We start from the raw sequence: 16,989 nt of genomic DNA on the forward strand, positions 1-16,989 counted from the left end.
GTATCAAACAACATTGATGTCCCATGACACACCGCATTCGCGAGCAAGCCCGCTCCCACAGGGTCATGCGTTAACAGATCCGAATTTTTTATCTGCCTTGATGGATGTCTACGATGGACCTGACCCCACGCGAAAAAGACAAGCTGCTGATCTTCACCGCCGGCCTCGTCGCCGAGCGGCGATTGGCCCGCGGCGTGAAACTCAATTACCCGGAAGCCATGGCCTATATCTCCGCGGCGCTGCTCGAAGGCGCCCGTGACGGCCAGACTGTGGCCGAGCTGATGCACTACGGCACCACCCTGCTCAACCGCGAACAAGTGATGGAAGGCATCCCGGAAATGATCCCGGAGATCCAGGTCGAAGCCACCTTCCCTGACGGCACCAAACTGGTCACCGTCCATCAACCGATCGCTTGAGGCCACGCCATGACTTACACCATTCGCGATGCCGTGCACGCCGACCTGCCGGCGATCCGCGACATCTACAACGACGCCGTGCTCAACACCACTGCGATCTGGAATGAACAGGCCGTGGACCTGGGCAACCGCCAGGCCTGGTTCAGCGCCCGGCAATCACAAAGCTACCCGATCCTGGTGATCGTCAACGCCGACAACGCGGTGCTGGGCTACGCTTCATTCGGTGACTGGCGGCCGTTCGACGGTTTTCGCCACACCGTCGAGCACTCGGTCTACGTGCGCAGCGACCAGCGCGGCAACGGCCTGGGGCCGAAACTGATGGACGTACTGATCGAGCGCGCCAAAGGTTGCGGCAAGCACGTGATGGTCGCTGCCATCGAAAGCGGCAACGCCGCGTCCATTCGCCTGCACGAGCGCGCAGGCTTCGTGACCACCGGGCAAATGCCCCAGGTGGGCACCAAGTTCGGGCGCTGGCTGGACCTGACCTTCATGCAACTGACCCTCAACCCTGGCGCTGAACCCCCGAGCGCCGGCAAGGAGTAATGCCTGATGAACCCCGCCCAACTGCGACGCGTCAACGTTGAAAGCTTTGCGCATTATCGTCAGGGTCTGATCGACCTGCTGCTCGATGCGGTCGGTTATGGCGCCAGCGTTGGCTTCATGGCCGATCTGGATGCCGCCCAGGCCTGCGCCTATTTCGATGAAGTCCAGGACAACCTGAACAAGGGCAATGTGTTGCTGTGGGTGGTGGTCAAGGATGAACAGGTGCAGGCCAGCGTGCAGTTGACCTTGTGCCAGAAAGCCAACGGCCTGAATCGCGCCGAGGTGCAGAAGCTGCTGGTGCGCGAGCATGCGCGGCGCCGTGGCCTGGGCCAGCAGTTGATGTCGGCTTTGGAGCAGGCGGCGCTGCAGCTCAAGCGCGGCATGCTCTACCTCGACACCGAGGCGGGTTCCCCCGCCGAAGACTTCTACAAGGCGCTGGGGTATACCCGTGCCGGTGAAATCCCCGACTACGCCTGCGACCCGAGCGGTCGCTACAAACCGACTGCCCTCTATTACAAGATTCTCCAAGGAGCCCATTGATGATTCCCGGTGAATATCAGATCCAGCCCGGCGACATCGAACTCAACGCAGGCCGCCGCACGATCAGCCTGACGGTGGCCAACAGCGGCGACCGGCCGATCCAGGTCGGCTCGCACTATCACTTTTTCGAAACCAACGACGCCCTCGCCTTCGACCGCGCCGCCAGCCGCGGCATGCGCCTGAACATCCCCGCCGGCACCGCCGTGCGCTTCGAGCCGGGGCAGAGCCGCGAGGTGGAACTGGTGGACCTGGCCGGGCATCGCCGGGTGTTCGGCTTCGCCGGGCGGATCATGGGTGACCTGTAGGCTTTTTGTTGTCTGTACCGGCCTCTTCGCGGGCAAGCCCGCTCCCACAGGTTTGCGGTGTTCCCTGTGGGAACGGGCTTGCCCGCGATAGTGAGCGCAGCGAGCGGTTTCAAATTCAATTGAATCTCAAGGCGAACGAATGAAGATTTCCCGTCAAGCCTATGCCGACATGTTCGGTCCCACCGTCGGCGACAAGGTGCGCCTGGCCGATACCGAGCTGTGGATCGAAGTGGAGCAGGACTTCACCACCTACGGCGAAGAAGTGAAATTCGGTGGCGGCAAAGTCATCCGCGATGGCCAGGGGCAGAGCCAGTTGCTCGCCGCCGAGGTGGTCGACACGGTGATCACCAACGCGCTGATCATCGACCACTGGGGCATCGTCAAGGCCGACGTCGGCCTCAAGGACGGGCGCGTGGCCGGGATCGGCAAAGCGGGCAACCCGGACGTGCAACCGAACGTGACCATCGCCATCGGCGCCGGCACCGAAGTCATCGCCGGTGAAGGCATGATCCTCACCGCTGGCGGCATCGACACCCACATCCACTTCATCTGCCCGCAGCAGATCGAAGAAGCGCTGATGAGCGGCGTCACCACCATGATCGGCGGCGGCACCGGCCCGGCCACCGGCACCAATGCCACCACCTGTACCTCGGGGCCCTGGCACCTGGCGCGCATGCTCCAGGCGGCAGACGCCTTCCCAATGAACATCGGCCTGACCGGCAAGGGCAACGCCAGCCTGCCGGAACCCTTGATCGAACAGGTCAAGGCCGGCGCCATCGGCCTCAAGCTGCACGAGGACTGGGGAACCACCCCGGCGAGCATCGACAACTGCCTGAGCGTCGCCGACCAGTACGACGTGCAGGTGGCGATCCACACCGACACCCTCAACGAATCCGGTTTCGTCGAAACCACCCTCGCCGCGTTCAAGGGCCGCACCATCCACACCTATCACACCGAAGGCGCGGGCGGCGGTCATGCGCCGGACATCATCAAGGCCTGCGGTTTCGCCAACGTATTGCCGAGCTCGACCAACCCGACCCGGCCGTTCACCCGCAACACCATCGACGAACACCTGGACATGCTGATGGTCTGCCACCACCTGGACCCGAGCATTGCCGAAGACGTGGCCTTCGCCGAGAGTCGCATCCGCCGCGAGACGATTGCCGCCGAAGACATCCTCCACGACCTCGGTGCGTTCTCGATGATCAGCTCCGACAGCCAGGCCATGGGCCGGGTCGGCGAAGTCATCACCCGCACTTGGCAGACCGCCGACAAGATGAAAAAACAGCGTGGTCCGCTGCCCGGCGACGGCGCAGGCAACGATAACTTCCGCGCCAAACGCTACATCGCCAAGTACACCATCAACCCGGCGATCACCCACGGCATCAGCCATGAGGTGGGCTCGGTGGAGGTGGGTAAATGGGCGGATCTGGTGCTGTGGCGGCCGGCGTTTTTCGGGGTCAAGCCGACGCTGATTCTCAAGGGCGGCGCCATTGCGGCGAGCCTGATGGGTGACGCGAATGCCTCGATTCCGACGCCGCAACCGGTGCATTACCGCCCGATGTTCGCCAGCTACGGCGGCTCGCTGCACGCCACCAGCCTGACCTTCATCAGCCAGGCGGCGCAAGCGGCCGGTCTTGCCGAAACCTTGGGCTTGAAGAAAAAAATCGCTGTGGTCAAGGGTTGCCGCGACGTGCAGAAAACCGACCTGATCCACAACGATTACCTGCCGAACATCGACGTCGATCCGCAGACCTATCAGGTCAAGGCCGATGGCGTTCTGCTGTGGTGCGAACCGGCAGAAACCCTACCGATGGCCCAGCGGTATTTCCTGTTCTGAACGAACGCCTTGCAGGAGCGAGTTCACTCGCGATGGAGGTCAACGATGACGCGGGCTGTCTGAATGCCCGCGCTGCCGGCGCATTCATCGCGAGCATCCTCGCTCCTACAGGCCTTCGACCTTGAAGGGCATCTCTACCCGCTGCAACTTGTGCCGCTGCATGGCTTCACCGGTCAGTTTGAACATCAGCGCTTTCTCCCGCACCCCCAGGTCGCTCATCTCGGCGGTGTACTCTTCATCGCTCATGACCATCCCCGGTTTCACCTCGCTGGCCGGCTTGCCGAGCAGTTCCGCCAGGCGGGTGATTTCCGAGCGCCAGTAAATTTTGTGCACACCGGAATCGGTGTCCAGCCACTCCTGCTGCGCAGCCTGCAAGTCCAGCAACTGCTCGCCCCTGGCCCGCAGCGCCTTGATCTCCTGCGCATAAACCTGATGCAGGTAGTTCTCCCAGAAGGGCTGTTCAGCCAGCTGAGCCTGCAACAGCGATCCCTCCTCCTTTGCCAACACGCGCACGTAGGCGTCCTCCACCATTTGCTGCGTAACCTGGGTTGCCCGGTACGCCATTTCCCTGGACTGCCACGGCAAATCCAGGCGCTCGGCCAACTGCGTGGGGTAGGTCAAATGGATTTCCACATGATCGATATCGTCGAGCAGATTGCCCGCGGCGTCATAGTGGGGAACCGGTGCCCCAAGCTCATCGAACTCGACATGGTGGAACCCTTCGGCCTGCAATGCCTCAACCCGCTCGGACGCAATCTTGCCCAGCTCATCCAGACGAGATTTGCCTCTGGCCAGCTCCAGCAAACGAGCTTCGGTCAGGTCGATCTTGCCCAGTTCATAAGCCTGGTAAACCAGGACCTCGACACCCATGGTATTGAACAGAAGCGAGCTGGCGTCGACACAGGTCCCCGGGGCGGTGGCCATGTTGAACAGGGTCGTGCGCAGTTCCTTGTTCGCGACAGCCGCTTCAATCATTTGCCAGACCCTGTCGCACAATTCGGCGTTGGCCTTTTCGTCTTTGGACAGGGCATCGGCCGACTGCGACAGCTTCCTCAACTCGCGGAAAAACGCCTCCGACCCCGCTTCCCGTTCAAGATCCGCCCACGCGTTCTGCTTGGCCTTCCATTGTTGCTCTGTCAGTCCCGCGGTCCATCGCGAACTGTCGAGCACACCTTGGGCCGGGATCGGCCGAACCGGATCGAACCCGACGGACTCGGCATAGTCCCTGACCCTTTGCAGGTTCTGTGCGGAAATCGCCGCCGGTTCCTCGCTGATGACCGTACGCGCGACGATCTCCGCCTGCGCCGTCCCCCGCGCCACCTGTGGAATGTTGCGGATTTCATTGCCGCTCAAATCCAGATAGAAAGTGCGCGGCCGTGGCTGATCGAACACACCCACCGGCCAGCCATCGATGCCGGTCACGGCCAACAAAACCCGCTGCAGATCCGGCATCTGACTGATGTCCGGCGACAACTCCAGCGGATTGACCTCAAGTCCCAGGTAGCGTAGATGCTGCAACTGGCGCAATTGAGCGACCGCCGGCGGATCGAGCTTGATCAGGTTTTCCGACAGGTCCAGGTCCGTCAGGCGCACCATTCGCCCCAGGTTCTCCGGCAACTCGACCAATTCGTTATTGCTCATGTCCAGCTTGCGCAAGCGCTTGAAGTTTCGCAAAAAACCGTTGGCGTTATCGACGATGCCGGTGCCGGACACATTCAGGTAGGTGACGTGATCGAAATTCGCTGCCAGCGGCGGCAACTCATCGAGTTGGTCATACAATTTGACGTTCGACAGGTCGAGGTATTGCCCTTGAGGCAACCCGGTATTGTCAAAGTCCAACGGCCCTTCGTACCGCCAGGCCTCGAGCAAAGCCTCGCTGATCGCTTTGCGCGCGCGCTGTTTTCGGCGAAAGGCACGGGTCGATCGCTCTTGTGCCGATGCACTTTCCAAAAGCTCCCGTTGCCAGTTGCGCAAGGTGTTGAAGAGCCCGCCGAACTCGCGCTCACGGAGCCTCAACAGTTCGTCGCCTTCGGCCACCATGGTCGCGACATGCTGTTCGAGCTCCGCCTCCTCCATGGTGGGATACAACTTGCGAATCCGCGCCCTGAGCCTTTTATGCCACTGGGGAACGTCCGGGTGATCGCTCAGGGGGTAACCGATGCGCTCGCCCGACAGGCGCATGGGCGCCCTGAAGAATGGGTTTCGACGCGGTTGCATCTTCAGCAGCGGCCGCAGTTGATCCGGGCTCAACTGATGCTCGATGATTTTCGCTTTCAATTGCGCGCCTTGGGAAACTTCAGGCAGGCCAATCGCCTTGCGGTGGCGATCGGGCAAGGCGTGCTGCAGCGAGCTGAACAGATCGTCGATGCCATGCAGGTGTTCGTCGCGGTCGGTGCGGGCCTCGTAGCGGCCGTCGCCCCGGCGCACCAGCACCTTGCGCTCGCTGGCGTCTTCGGGGCCGACACTGGCGCGCAACTCGCCCTCGAGGTCACCCTCACGCACCTCGATGCGCAGATCGCTCGACCAGCCCGGCAAGGCCGCCAGCGTATTGAGCGCCAGGGTCTCGGTGTCCTTGTTGGCCAGAGCTTCCATGGACAAGCCCTCGGCGGCGCGGCTCAGACGCACTTGCTGCTGCAACCGGCGAGCGCCCTCGGCGATGCGCAGCGGTACGCGCCGTTCGCTGTTCAATCGGCTCAGTTCGGCAGGCGTGGCGTCGATCAGCAACTCTTGAATCATCGACGCAGGCAAGCCGCTGAAATCGCGCTTTACCACGGCGACGGCTTGATCGGCAGGTGCCTGGCGCTCGGCATAGCGGCTGTCGGTTATCCGCGCCCTTGCCTTGAGCGCTTGCTCCTGCAGCCGGTCGCGCAGGGCGGCGATCCGTTGCTCGGTCGTGTTGGGCGTGTAGTGGGGCAGCAGCGCCTTGATCTCGTCCTCGCTCAGGAACGTGATGATGCGCTCCAACAGCCGGCCGCTCATCACGTCCGACAGCGTGACCTGAAGGGTATTTTGCGCTGAAGCATCCGGGTTGCCGTACTGGGTTGAAGGGCCGTTCAGTTGATCCGCCGAAAACGCCTCGATCGCCTTGTGCGCCGGCCAGCCCGGCAACTCGACGGCCAAGGGCGCCGCGTAGACCGAGTACGGACTCTTGTCGATCCCTTCAGCGACCTTCACCGCTTCGCCGTGGGCCCTGAACTTCTTCAGGGTTTCCAACAGGATCGCTGGCACGGGTTCGCCCTTGGCATGCACCCGACGCAGCACATCGTCATTGACACCGCTGGTCTGACGGACGTGTTCCAGTTCCGCGTCGCTCAAACCCTGCGCCATCGGGCCGAGCCGGCGCATCAGCGTTGCGCCTTCCCAGGTCTGCGGATGCTCCGCTTCATGGTGCCAGGCGCCCTGGCCGTTGTGCGTGAGTTCGGGCGAATAGGCGCCGGCACGGGTCGGGTGCTTGATCCGGTATTGCCCGTCGACCGTGCCCTGCTCCACCAGGTAGTGGTCACCGTCCAGGGGCAACACCGTCTGCCCCTCGTGGGCATGCAGGCCCTGCTCATTGGGCGTGGCCTCGGTCGGCAGCGTGACGGACGCCTTGTACGGCGCCATGTCAGGCTTCCACAGCTTCTGTTTGCCGTCGGCCAGCCTGACCTGCTTGAGCGAGTCCACCACGCTCGACACCTGGACCTTGGGCAGCACCGCCGCGCCGGTACCGACGAACGCCACGTTCAGCGCGACGCTGGCCAGGTGCGCCCACATTTCCTTCGGCTCGCCCCGTTCATAGGCCTCGATGCCCTCGAACACCTCGTCACACAGTTGCGCGGCGCCCATGGTGAGCATTATCGGGCCGATCACCGGCACCACGAAGGCGGCGAGGTTGAACACGCTGTTGGCGGCGTCGAAGTAGCTCTGCAGCCTTTCCATGCGCGCGGCACGGTCCTCGTCATCGGTCGGCACCGCGACTGCTCGCGCGTCGTTGCAGATCCTGTTGATCGCGTTTTCACGCAGCTGCTGCCACACCTCGCCCTCGATTGCCGCCTCGCCCATCGGCAGCTTCGCCGGCCTGGTTTGCAGCGGGTAATCCGCATGGAGGCTGAGGTTCGTGGTGTTGTACAACGCGCTCAGCTGGCTGATGAACACGCCCTGCTGACGCACGGGCACGAACTGACTGAAATAACGGCGGAATTCGGCGCTGTGCAAGCGGGTGCGCAGGTCCACCATGAACTCGCCACTGGAGGCATATTCCTTGAGCGGCTGCCGGGGGTCGTTGGGCAGGTACACCGCCAGGCGCTCGACCTGATTGGCCTCTTTGCGATTCGGTCCGATCAGCAGCGGCCCCACCAGTTCGATGTCAAACAGCTTCAACGCCGCGAAGGTCACCGGCCGACCGTCCAGCGTGGCGCTACCGTCATTGCCCAGCACTTGCTGAAGCATCCGGTACACGCCGCCACCGATGCCCTGTTCGATACCGCCATGGGTCCCTATCGCCAATTGCAAGCGACCGGCTTCGGTGGCCACAGCCAATTGCTGTTGCAGGTGTTCCTCAAGGGCCTGTTCCAGGGCCTTGCGCTCGCTGTCGTCCTCAGGTTGCACGAGGTCCTTGATGTGTTGCTGGTATTTCGCCCCCAGGTCCAGGGTGCGGCAGAGCTTGGCGAACGCGTGGGGAGCGATGTCGACGGCTTGTGACTTGAGCGTTTCGAAGGTGGGGAAGATGTCGTCGTAACTGCCCCATGTGGTGATGATCTGGCAGTCGTTGCACGCCAGGGGCTTTTCTTCGTCGGGTCCGAAGTTGGCCAGCGCCGCCTCGAGCAGCGAAATGCCACGGTATTCGGTGTTCAGGCGCGGGTCGTGTTGCTGATCGAAAATGAAAACCCCGTACAAATCATCCCGCCCCTTGAGGCCGTATTTGCGGGCGAAGTAGACATTTTTGACGTCCAGATCCAGGTTGAAGGTCGCCTTGATCGCGTCCTTGAGCGGCTGCTCGGCAAACTCGAACACGTCCTTGATCTGGCCCAGGCTGGAGTCGACGCTGTTGAGGGTCTCGCGAAAGCGCCTGTGGCTGTCCGCCAGGGCTTTCCTCTGCTCGGGCGTGGCGCTGCGGTACCAGTTCGGCAGTTGCAACTCGTGGCTGCCCAGTTCCGTCTGGCGCTGGGTGCTCGCCTGGGTAAACCAATGGGGGATGCGGTCTTTGAGGAAGTCGTAGTGCACGCCGCGAAGATCGGTGGTGAACGAGCCTTCAGAAGTTAAAGGCGGTGTGGTTGAGTCGGTCATGACAGGTCATCCGTGACTGATGGGTGAGCCATCAGCCTAACCAGCGGCCCTGTGGAAAAAGCCTACATATGTACCGCCCTGTAGCGGCGGCCGAGCCTGCGAGGCTGCGTTCGGCCGCGAAGAAGTCGCCCATTCAGACGAGGCGGCGCTTCAGGTAGATTCTGCAATCAGGTTTACGACTGCTGCGTAGCCGGACGCAGGCTGCTACAGGATCGTGCGGTCCCATGGTGCTGGAAAAAAGTGCGCAATTGCACCTGTGTTTCAACACGATAAAGGCGCATCGTACCGCCGCCCTGCGGCAGGTTTACTCCCGCCGCAAAGGGTCTACTATTGCGACACGCTTCGCTTTCACCTACCAGGACCCGGCACCATGCGATTACCCGATTTCATCAGGCAACAGGCGGACCGTATCGTCGATGAATGGGAACAGTTCGCCAGAACCATCACCCCGGCAGCCGAACACATGGATCAGGTAGCCTTGCGCGACCACGCCAAGGCGATTTTGCTAGCCGCCGCGCGGGACATGACCAAGCCTCAGACCACCGGCGAGCAGATGGCCAAGGCCAAGGGCGAAGGTCCGGAGAAGACCCCGAGCCTGGACCAGGCCGGCGCCAGCCATGGCGAATTGCGCCATACCGTGGGTTTCGATCTGGTGCAGATGACCAGCGAATTCCGCCACCTGCGCGCCTGTGTGATTCGCCTGTGGGTGGGCAGCCTGGAATCCCCGGACATGACCTACTTCCAGGACATGATCCGGTTCAACGAAGCCATCGACGAAGCCTTGGCCGAATCCACCGCGGCCTACGCCGAACAGGTCAATCGTTCGCGGGATATTTTCCTGGCGATCCTGGGCCACGACCTGCGCGCGCCGCTGCAGGCGGTGAGCATGTCCACCGAGTTGTTGCTACGCAAAACCACGCTGCAAGGCGATGCACTGGTCTGCGCCAACAACATCAAGCACGGCGCGCTGCATATGGCAGCAATGGTCAGCGATTTGCTGGAGCTGGTGCGCAGTCGCCTGGGCAAAAGCCTGCCGATCGAACCGGCGTCGATGGACCTGGCCACCTTGACGCACGAGGCGGTCGCCCAGGCCTGCGCAGGCAACCCCGAATGCGATCCGACGGTGAAGATCGAAGGCGATACCCACGGCGTCTGGGACGCCTCGCGACTGGGTCAGTTGCTGCAAAATCTCATCGGCAACGCCATGCAGCATGGCACGAACAAGCGTGAGGTAACGGTGACCCTCACCGGGATGCCAGACAGCATCCGCCTGACGGTGCATAACTACGGAGTGCCGATTGCCGAGGACGCGATCGGCACGATCTTCGATCCGCTGGTGCGCAGCGCTGATGAAGTAGTCGGGCAGCCGTCCACCAGCCTGGGGTTAGGGTTGTTTATCGTCAAGGAAGTGGTCGACGCTCACAAAGGAACGATCGAGGTCAGCTCCAGTGAGGCGGCGGGGACGTTGTTTACGGTGGTGTTGCCCAGGAAGGCCTAGCGGGTTGTAGCCTGCGAGCTTTTGTGGCGAGGGAGCTTTTGTGGCGAGGGAGCTTGCTCCCGCTCGAGCGCGCAGCGGTCGAAAAAATCCAATGCGATTCTGGCATATAAGGGCTGCTGCGCAGCCCGACGGGAGCAAGCTCCCTCGCCACAGGTTCAGTGTTATGGCAATGAAAGCTATTCCACCACCAACCGCCCCAGTCGCTGCTTGAGCATCCGGTTTTCAGCCCGTAACTGCTGGACTTCTTCGAGCAAATCAAGCGCCAGGGCTACACCTTCCCAATCCAGTTCCAGATCATGACGCAGCTTGGCAGCGCGTTTGGCCAGCGCCAGTTCGTAATCGGTAAAAAGCCAATCCCTGGGCAAGGCACCCTGAGGTTCGAGGATGCCGTGTTCGACGATTTCGATCACGTAGACGTCCGACAGGTCGGTCGCCTCACAGAATTCTGCCAGGTCCAGTTGAACGATCAGGGGACTGCTCATGGTCAGTGACTCCTTGGTTCAGTATCAGAAATTCTCTCTGGGGTCGAAGGCGGCTTTCTTCGCCAGTTCCTGCCACAAGGCCTTGATGTCATCGTCGGATTTCTTCGGCATGACGGCTTTGAGTTGCACGAACAGATAACCGCGCTCGCCGGCCTTGTTCAGCAGGCCGTGGCCCTTGGCGCGCATGCGCTGGCCATTCTGGCTGCCGGCCGGGACCTTGAGGTTGATCTTGCCGGTCAGGGTCGGCACCGCCACTTCGGTGCCCAGCGCCAGTTCCCACGGTGCCAGCGGCAGTGTGATGATCAGGTTCTCGCCTTCGACATCGAACTTGGGGTGCGGCGCAAAACGGATGGTCAGGTACAGATCGCCATTGGCGCCGCCACCGATGCCCGGCGCGCCCTGGCCCTTGAGGCGGATGCGTTCGCCGTCGGTGACGCCGGCGGGGATCTTCACGTTCAGGCTTTTAGGGGTGTTGCTGACGTGCTGCCCGGCCGCGTTGTACTGCGGCACCTGGAAGGTGACCTTCTTCGACTCGTTCGACAGGGTTTCCTCAAGGAAAATGCCCAGTTCCATTTCCACGTCCTGCCCTCGACGACCACTGCTGCGACGGGACTCGCCGCCACCGAAACCGGGGCCGCGGTTGCCGAAAATCGAACTGAAGAAGTCCGAGAAATCACCGGCGTCCTGACCACCGCCGCCGAACCCGCCACGGCTCTGCCAGCCCGGCGGGCCCTGGAACGGCTGGCCGTGCTGGCCGTATTTGCGCAGGTCGTCGTATTCGGCGCGCTTGTCGGCGCTTTTCAGCGCTTCATAAGCCTCCGAGGCGTCCTTGAACTTGGCCTCGGCGTCCTTTTCCTTGCTGACGTCGGGGTGGTATTTGCGCGCCAGCTTGCGATAGGCAGCCTTGATCGCCTTGTCGTCTGCCGTCGGTTCCACACCGAGAATCTTGTAATAGTCTTTGAAGTCCATCGCGGGAATCACCATCCGTTATCGAAATCGCGCCACCTGCCACAGCATGCGCCCGTTTGCAGCGCAGAGGTTGATCGATCTCAAGGTTGTGACCGGTCAGCGCATCAGAAGTTTATCGGCAGCAGGCGTGGCGACTTGCGGTCGCGGCGCGGCTGGCCGGTTGATGCAGGGTAGTTTGGGGGTGATGGCACGTCTTTCAAGGCGCGATGGCAAGATTTAGCGGATAGTCGGCCTTCGATTCTGCGTCGCGCTGACATACACTGCGCGGCCGTTTTTTAACCGGAACCTGAAAGACATGAAAAACGCATCTCCAGCCCGTGCCTGCGGCATCGACTTCGGCACGTCCAACTCCACCGTCGGCTGGCTGCGCCCCGGCATGGAAACGCTGATTGCGCTGGAGGACGACAAGATCACCCTGCCGTCGGTGGTGTTCTTCAACATGGAAGAACGCCGCCCGGTGTACGGCCGCCTGGCACTGCACGAATACCTCGAAGGCTACGAAGGCCGCCTGATGCGCTCGCTCAAGAGCCTGCTGGGTTCCAAGCTGATCAAGCACGACACCAGCGTCCTGGGCACGGCGATGCCGTTCAAGGACCTGCTCGGGCTGTTCATCGGCCAGTTGAAGAAGCGCGCCGAGGCCACCGCCGGTCGGGAATTCGAAGAAGTGGTACTGGGCCGTCCGGTGTTCTTCGTCGATGACGATGAAATGGCCGACCAGGAAGCGGAAAACACCCTGGTGGACGTGGCCCGTGCCATCGGCTTCAAAGACGTCTCGTTCCAGTACGAGCCGATCGCGGCGGCGTTCGACTACGAGTCGACCATCGAGAAGGAAGAGCTGGTGCTGATCGTCGACATCGGCGGCGGTACCTCGGACTTCTCCCTGGTGCGCCTGTCCCCGGAGCGCCGCACCCATGACAACCGTCACGACGACATCCTGGCCACCGGCGGCGTGCACATCGGCGGGACCGACTTCGACAAACAGCTGAGCCTGCAAGGCCTGATGCCGCTGTTCGGCTACGGCAGCCGCATGAAGAGCGGCGCCTACATGCCCACCAGCCACCACATGAACCTGGCGACCTGGCACACCATCAACTCGGTGTACTCGCAGAAATCGCAACTGGCCCTGGGCAGCATGCGCTACGACATCGAGGACACCGGCGGCATCGATCGCCTGTTCAAACTGATTGAACAGCGCGCCGGGCACTGGCTGGCGATGGAAGTGGAAGAAACCAAGATCCAGCTGACCCACGCCGACAGCCGCCATGTCCCGCTGGACCGCATCGAGCCAGGCTTGAGCGTTGAGCTGAGCCGCGTACTGTTCGAATCGGCGATCGACAACTTGCTGGAGCGGGTGCGCAACAGCGTGACCCAGTTGCTGGCGGACGCCGATGTACGGGTCGATCAGGTGGATACGGTGTTCTTCACCGGCGGCTCGAGCGGCATCCCGGCCCTGCGCAACAGCATCTCGGCGATGCTGCCGAATGCGCAGCATGTGGAAGGCAATATCTTTGGCAGCATTGGCAGCGGCTTGGCGATCGAGGCGGCCAAGCGTTACGGCTCGATGGGCTGACCCAAAACCGCGGTGCGCCCTTCGCGAGCAAGCCCGCTCCCACATTTGTCCTGTGTACGCAGATCCATTGTGGGAGCGGGCTTGCTCGCGAAGGCGTCAGACCAGGCAACACATCTCTACCCGATCAAACCATCCCCACCTGCTTCAACTCGCTCTTCAGGTACGCGTAATAAATCGGCCCCGCTACCACTCCCGGCAGGCCGAACGCGGCTTCGAACACCAGCATCGCCAGCAGCAACTCCCAAGACTTGGCACTGATCTGCCCGCCGACGATGCGCGCGTTGAGGAAGTACTCGAGCTTGTGAATGAAAATCAGGTAACCCAGTGCCGCAATGGCCACCCAGATCGACAGCGACAGGCCGACGATGGTGATCAGGGTGTTGGACATCAGGTTGCCGATCACCGGCAACAGGCCGAGCAGGAAGGTCAGCACGATCAGGGTCTTGGTCAATGGCAGCTTGATGCCGAACATCGGCAGCACCACCGCCAGGAAGATCCCGGTGAAGAAGGTGTTGAGCAGGGAAATCTTGATTTGCGCGAAGACGATGTTGCGAAAAGCCTGGACCAACAGGTGCAGGCGATCGAACAGCGCCGCGGCCAGGGGCTTGCGCTTGGTCAGGTCCGGCACTCGCTGCAGAGCGATGATCGCGCCCAGCACCATGCCGATCAGCAAGGTCACGAACATGTGCGCCGCGTCCTTGCCAACCAGTTGCAAGTCGCTCAGGTGCTTGCTCATCCACTCGCCGATCGCCACCCGGAACTCCGCGGCGCTGGCCGGCAGGTAGGCATCGATGAAGGGCGGCAACTGACCGCGGGCGCGGTCGACCACGTGCATGAATTTGTCGAGGGACGCCCCAGGGTTTTCCGCTTCATGCAGCAGGAAACTGATGGCGCCGGCGAAGATCAGCGTCAGCACACTGACCACCAGTGTCCCCAGCAACGCCACCGCCAGCCAGCGCGCACGCCGACCTTCGATCAGCCGCTGCAATTGCGGGGTGAGCATGTTGACCAGTTCGAACACCAGCAACCCGGCCAGCAGGCTGGGCAGCAACCGCAACGGAAGGACCAGCAGCAGCCCGCCAAAAATGATGACCCAACTGATGACCAGCAATACATGACGTTGAGAAAACGTTGGCATACAGCCTCAAAACGAACAGCGTAAAAGGATTGGCAGTCTGCCAGCGTTCCGGTGACAGCACTAGGGATTGTGTGGGGCGACCTTGGTCGGGGGTTGCACACGTTTTTTTATTGCACTTGAGGCCTTCTTCGCGAGCAAGCCCGCTCCCACATTTGCCCTGTGTACGAAGATCCATTGTGGGAGCGTGCTTGCTCGCGAAGGGGCCCTCACTATCGCTGAATAAACCGACCCGGAGATTATTATTTCTTCAGACAATCACTCATGAATGCCTTGCGTTCATCGCCCTTCAGGGCCTTGGTCGCGGCAGCGGCGTTGCAGGTTTTCATTTTCTCTTGCTGCGGCGTCAGAGCCTTGCCGGCGTCGTTGGCGGCCGGTGCTGCCTTGAGGCACGTGCTCATGAAGGCTTTGCGCTCGTCGCCCTTGAGGCTTTTTGCAGTGGCGTCGGCGTTGCAGGTGGTCATCTTGTTCTGCTGGGCAGTGGCGGCAAAACCCTGGGAGCAGAGCAGCAACCCGATCATCAACAAAGGGACACGCAACATCTTCATGGAGTTTTCTCCTTGTCGCCGCACCGAGGGGAACGGCCTCGCTCTGAAGTGTAGACAACAGCTGTTACACCTTCCTGCTCTCCAAGTGGCTGCGCCGATACTGCTCTGGCGTACAACCGGCCTGGCGCTGGAACATCGCGATGAAAGCCGAACCGGTGCTGTAGCCCATGTCGAAGGCGATTTCCTGAATACTGCGCTGGCTGTCCAATGCTTCGATGGCCGCCAGGAATCGCAGGCGCTGGCGCCACTCGCCGAAGCTCATGCCCAACTCGCGGATGAATTGCCGCGCCAGGGTGCGCTCACTCACATGGATCTGCGTCGCCCAATCGGCCAGCGGCCGGCTATCCCCGGGCTCGTTCTGCAAGGCTTGGAGAATGCCCAGCAAGCCCGGGCTGCTGGCGTACGGCAGGTAGCACTCGTGCGTGGGTGCCTGTTGCAACTGGTCCACCAGCACCTGGGCCAGGCGCTGGTCCGCGTCTCGCTCAGGGATTTTCACGTCACGGGTGGCGAAGTCCTTGAGGATGGCCTTGAGGATGTCGCTGATGGCCAGGGTGCACGCGTGCTGTGGCAGGTCGCGGCAATGGCTGGGGGCCAGACAGACCGCGCGGTAATTGACCGGTTGATTGCTATAGAAGCTGTGCTCGATCTGCGGTGGCACCCAGACCGCGTACTGCGGCGGCGACATGAAGCGGCTGCCGCCGATTTCCATGTGCAGCACGCCATGGGCCGCGTATTCCAGGGTGCCCCACGGGTGACGATGGGCCGAGGCAAACCGGTGCGCGTCAAAATCGGCGTAGCGGAAGTACACCGGGGCTGGCAGTTCGCTGAAATCCAGCAGATCGATGTGTTGACTGCTCATGCTGTCCGTCATCAAGGATGGGTTGTCTGGATCGAAGTATAGGCCTGCAACCGGACAGAGGATAATCGGCGCTCATCAACGTTCTGGTTTTTCCCGATGCAATACGCTTATCCCCTGCTGGCCATTTTCATCTGGGCGGGCAACACCGTGATCACCAAGATGTCGGCCGGGGCGATCCACCCCGCCGAGATCGGTTTTTACCGCTGGCTGCTCGCGGGCTTGCTGTTCACCCCGTTCATGCTCAAACCGCTGATCGCTCACTGGCCAATGGTGCGACCGAACCTGGGCAGGATTTTCATCCTCGGCGTGCTCGGCATGGCGGTCTATCAAAGCCTGGCGTACTTCGCCGCGGGCCTGACCACCGCCACCAACATGGGCATCATCCTGTCACTGATGCCGTTGATGTCCCTGGCCATGGCGATCATCAGCCTCGGCCAGCGCCTGACCGCCGGCGCCCTGGCCGGTGCGGTGCTGTCGTTCGCCGGAGTGCTGGTGGTGGTCTCGAACGGCAGCCTGGCAGTGCTGCTCGATCACGGGGTGAACCTGGGCGATGCGATGATGCTGGTGGCCACCCTGGCCTATGCGATCTACAGCACGCTGCTGAAGAAATGGCAGCTGAAATTGCCACCGCTGGTATTGCTGTATTTGCAGGTGCTGGTGGCGGTGGTGGTGTTGTTCCCGTTGTTTCTCATCTCGCCGAAAATCGGTCTGAACCTGCAGAACATCCCACTGGTGCTGTATGCCTGTTTGCTGGCCTCGATGGTGGCACCCCTGGCGTGGATGCAGGCGGTGGTGCGGTTGGGACCGAGTCGGACCACGCTGTTCTTCAATCTGCTGCCGGTGATGACGGCGTTGATTGCGGCGGTGGTGTTGCGTGAGCAGTTGGCGGTGTATCACCTGGTGGGCGGAGTGTTGACCTTGGGTGGGGTGATTGTTTCGGAGCGCTGGACCACGGTTTTAGGACGCGCGTAGCTTTTGTGGCGAGGGAGCTTGCTCCCGTTCGGCGGCGCAGCCGTCGT

14 protein-coding genes are annotated in these 16,989 nt (G+C 61.9%); 8 read left to right on the plus strand and 6 right to left on the minus strand.

The genetic code is table 11. The annotated features are described in order from the left end of the window. Positions 1-113 precede the first annotated feature (113 nt). From ureA to ureC, 5 genes are all read left to right on the plus strand, one after another. On the plus strand, positions 114-416 hold the full coding sequence (gene ureA / locus B0W55_RS07275) for an urease subunit gamma (protein ID WP_077045336.1): 303 nt from the start codon (positions 114-116) through the stop codon (positions 414-416). A gap of 9 nt (positions 417-425) precedes the next feature. Further along, a complete protein-coding gene (locus tag B0W55_RS07280) occupies positions 426-959 on the plus strand; it encodes a GNAT family N-acetyltransferase (protein WP_077045337.1) in 534 nt (177 codons plus the stop codon). Positions 960-965: 6 nt separating this feature from the next. Beyond that, on the plus strand, positions 966-1,499 hold the full coding sequence (locus tag B0W55_RS07285; protein WP_077045338.1) for a GNAT family N-acetyltransferase: 534 nt from the start codon (positions 966-968) through the stop codon (positions 1,497-1,499). Further along, complete coding sequence (locus B0W55_RS07290; RefSeq protein ID WP_077045339.1) at positions 1,499-1,804, plus strand: urease subunit beta; 306 nt, start codon at positions 1,499-1,501, stop codon at positions 1,802-1,804. Before B0W55_RS07285 ends, B0W55_RS07290 begins: the two co-directional genes overlap by 1 nt. A gap of 139 nt (positions 1,805-1,943) precedes the next feature. Beyond that, positions 1,944-3,644 (plus strand): urease subunit alpha, encoded by a 1,701-nt coding sequence (ureC, locus tag B0W55_RS07295; protein WP_077045340.1) that lies wholly within the window; start codon positions 1,944-1,946, stop codon positions 3,642-3,644. Positions 3,645-3,749: 105 nt separating this feature from the next. Here the strand turns inward: ureC and B0W55_RS07300 are convergent, their stop codons facing one another. Next, complete coding sequence (locus B0W55_RS07300; protein WP_077045341.1) at positions 3,750-8,909, minus strand: NEL-type E3 ubiquitin ligase domain-containing protein; 5,160 nt, start codon at positions 8,907-8,909, stop codon at positions 3,750-3,752. A 370-nt stretch (positions 8,910-9,279) separates the two neighbouring features. Between B0W55_RS07300 and B0W55_RS07305 the strand changes: the two genes are divergently transcribed. Beyond that, entirely contained in the window at positions 9,280-10,407 is a 1,128-nt protein-coding gene (locus B0W55_RS07305; RefSeq protein WP_077045342.1) for a sensor histidine kinase KdpD, read from the plus strand. A 176-nt stretch (positions 10,408-10,583) separates the two neighbouring features. On the opposite strand, the gene B0W55_RS07310 is transcribed toward B0W55_RS07305, so the two are convergent. Both B0W55_RS07310 and B0W55_RS07315 read right to left on the minus strand, forming a co-directional pair. Next, the gene (locus B0W55_RS07310) at positions 10,584-10,889 is read right to left on the minus strand and encodes a chaperone modulator CbpM (protein ID WP_077045343.1); all 306 of its coding nucleotides are present in this window, start codon (positions 10,887-10,889) and stop codon (positions 10,584-10,586) included. Positions 10,890-10,913: 24 nt separating this feature from the next. Beyond that, entirely contained in the window at positions 10,914-11,858 is a 945-nt protein-coding gene (locus B0W55_RS07315; protein WP_077045344.1) for a DnaJ C-terminal domain-containing protein, read from the minus strand. Positions 11,859-12,153: 295 nt separating this feature from the next. Between B0W55_RS07315 and B0W55_RS07320 the strand changes: the two genes are divergently transcribed. Next, positions 12,154-13,428, plus strand: a complete 1,275-nt coding sequence (locus B0W55_RS07320; protein WP_077045345.1) for an Hsp70 family protein — start codon at positions 12,154-12,156, stop codon at positions 13,426-13,428. A 124-nt stretch (positions 13,429-13,552) separates the two neighbouring features. On the opposite strand, the gene B0W55_RS07325 is transcribed toward B0W55_RS07320, so the two are convergent. The 3 genes from B0W55_RS07325 to B0W55_RS07335 form a co-directional block, all read right to left on the minus strand. Then, positions 13,553-14,566 carry an AI-2E family transporter gene (locus B0W55_RS07325; RefSeq protein WP_077045346.1) on the minus strand — a complete coding sequence of 338 codons (1,014 nt, stop codon included), beginning with the start codon at positions 14,564-14,566 and terminating at the stop codon, positions 13,553-13,555. 239 nt (positions 14,567-14,805) lie between these two features. Beyond that, positions 14,806-15,111, minus strand: a complete 306-nt coding sequence (locus tag B0W55_RS07330) for a PsiF family protein (RefSeq protein WP_077045347.1) — start codon at positions 15,109-15,111, stop codon at positions 14,806-14,808. Between the two features lie 64 nt (positions 15,112-15,175). Next, positions 15,176-15,970 (minus strand): helix-turn-helix transcriptional regulator, encoded by a 795-nt coding sequence (locus B0W55_RS07335; RefSeq protein WP_175645476.1) that lies wholly within the window; start codon positions 15,968-15,970, stop codon positions 15,176-15,178. A gap of 96 nt (positions 15,971-16,066) precedes the next feature. Here B0W55_RS07335 and B0W55_RS07340 point away from each other — a divergent pair, with 96 nt between their 5' ends. Continuing rightward, complete coding sequence (locus B0W55_RS07340) at positions 16,067-16,942, plus strand: DMT family transporter (protein ID WP_077045349.1); 876 nt, start codon at positions 16,067-16,069, stop codon at positions 16,940-16,942. Positions 16,943-16,989: the final 47 nt, after the last annotated feature.

It is taken from the genome of Pseudomonas sp. KK4 (genome assembly GCF_001984065.1).
In the GTDB taxonomy this organism is placed as follows: Bacteria; Pseudomonadota; Gammaproteobacteria; order Pseudomonadales; family Pseudomonadaceae; genus Aquipseudomonas.

Bases quoted from the DNA above. Each gene is read 5' to 3' on its own strand.
- B0W55_RS07290 (WP_077045339.1), top strand. From the start codon at position 1,499: ATGATTCCCGGTGAATATCAGATCCAGCCCGGCGACATCGAACTCAAC.
- B0W55_RS07325 (WP_077045346.1), bottom strand. From the start codon at position 14,566: ATGCCAACGTTTTCTCAACGTCATGTATTGCTGGTCATCAGTTGGGTC.
- B0W55_RS07280 (WP_077045337.1), top strand. From the start codon at position 426: ATGACTTACACCATTCGCGATGCCGTGCACGCCGACCTGCCGGCGATC.
- B0W55_RS07285 (WP_077045338.1), top strand. From the start codon at position 966: ATGAACCCCGCCCAACTGCGACGCGTCAACGTTGAAAGCTTTGCGCAT.
- B0W55_RS07330 (WP_077045347.1), bottom strand. From the start codon at position 15,111: ATGAAGATGTTGCGTGTCCCTTTGTTGATGATCGGGTTGCTGCTCTGC.
- B0W55_RS07310 (WP_077045343.1), bottom strand. From the start codon at position 10,889: ATGAGCAGTCCCCTGATCGTTCAACTGGACCTGGCAGAATTCTGTGAG.
- B0W55_RS07335 (WP_175645476.1), bottom strand. From the start codon at position 15,970: ATGAGCAGTCAACACATCGATCTGCTGGATTTCAGCGAACTGCCAGCC.
- ureA (WP_077045336.1), top strand. From the start codon at position 114: ATGGACCTGACCCCACGCGAAAAAGACAAGCTGCTGATCTTCACCGCC.
- B0W55_RS07320 (WP_077045345.1), top strand. From the start codon at position 12,154: ATGAAAAACGCATCTCCAGCCCGTGCCTGCGGCATCGACTTCGGCACG.
- B0W55_RS07315 (WP_077045344.1), bottom strand. From the start codon at position 11,858: ATGGACTTCAAAGACTATTACAAGATTCTCGGTGTGGAACCGACGGCA.
- ureC (WP_077045340.1), top strand. From the start codon at position 1,944: ATGAAGATTTCCCGTCAAGCCTATGCCGACATGTTCGGTCCCACCGTC.
- B0W55_RS07305 (WP_077045342.1), top strand. From the start codon at position 9,280: ATGCGATTACCCGATTTCATCAGGCAACAGGCGGACCGTATCGTCGAT.
- B0W55_RS07300 (WP_077045341.1), bottom strand. From the start codon at position 8,909: ATGACCGACTCAACCACACCGCCTTTAACTTCTGAAGGCTCGTTCACC.
- B0W55_RS07340 (WP_077045349.1), top strand. From the start codon at position 16,067: ATGCAATACGCTTATCCCCTGCTGGCCATTTTCATCTGGGCGGGCAAC.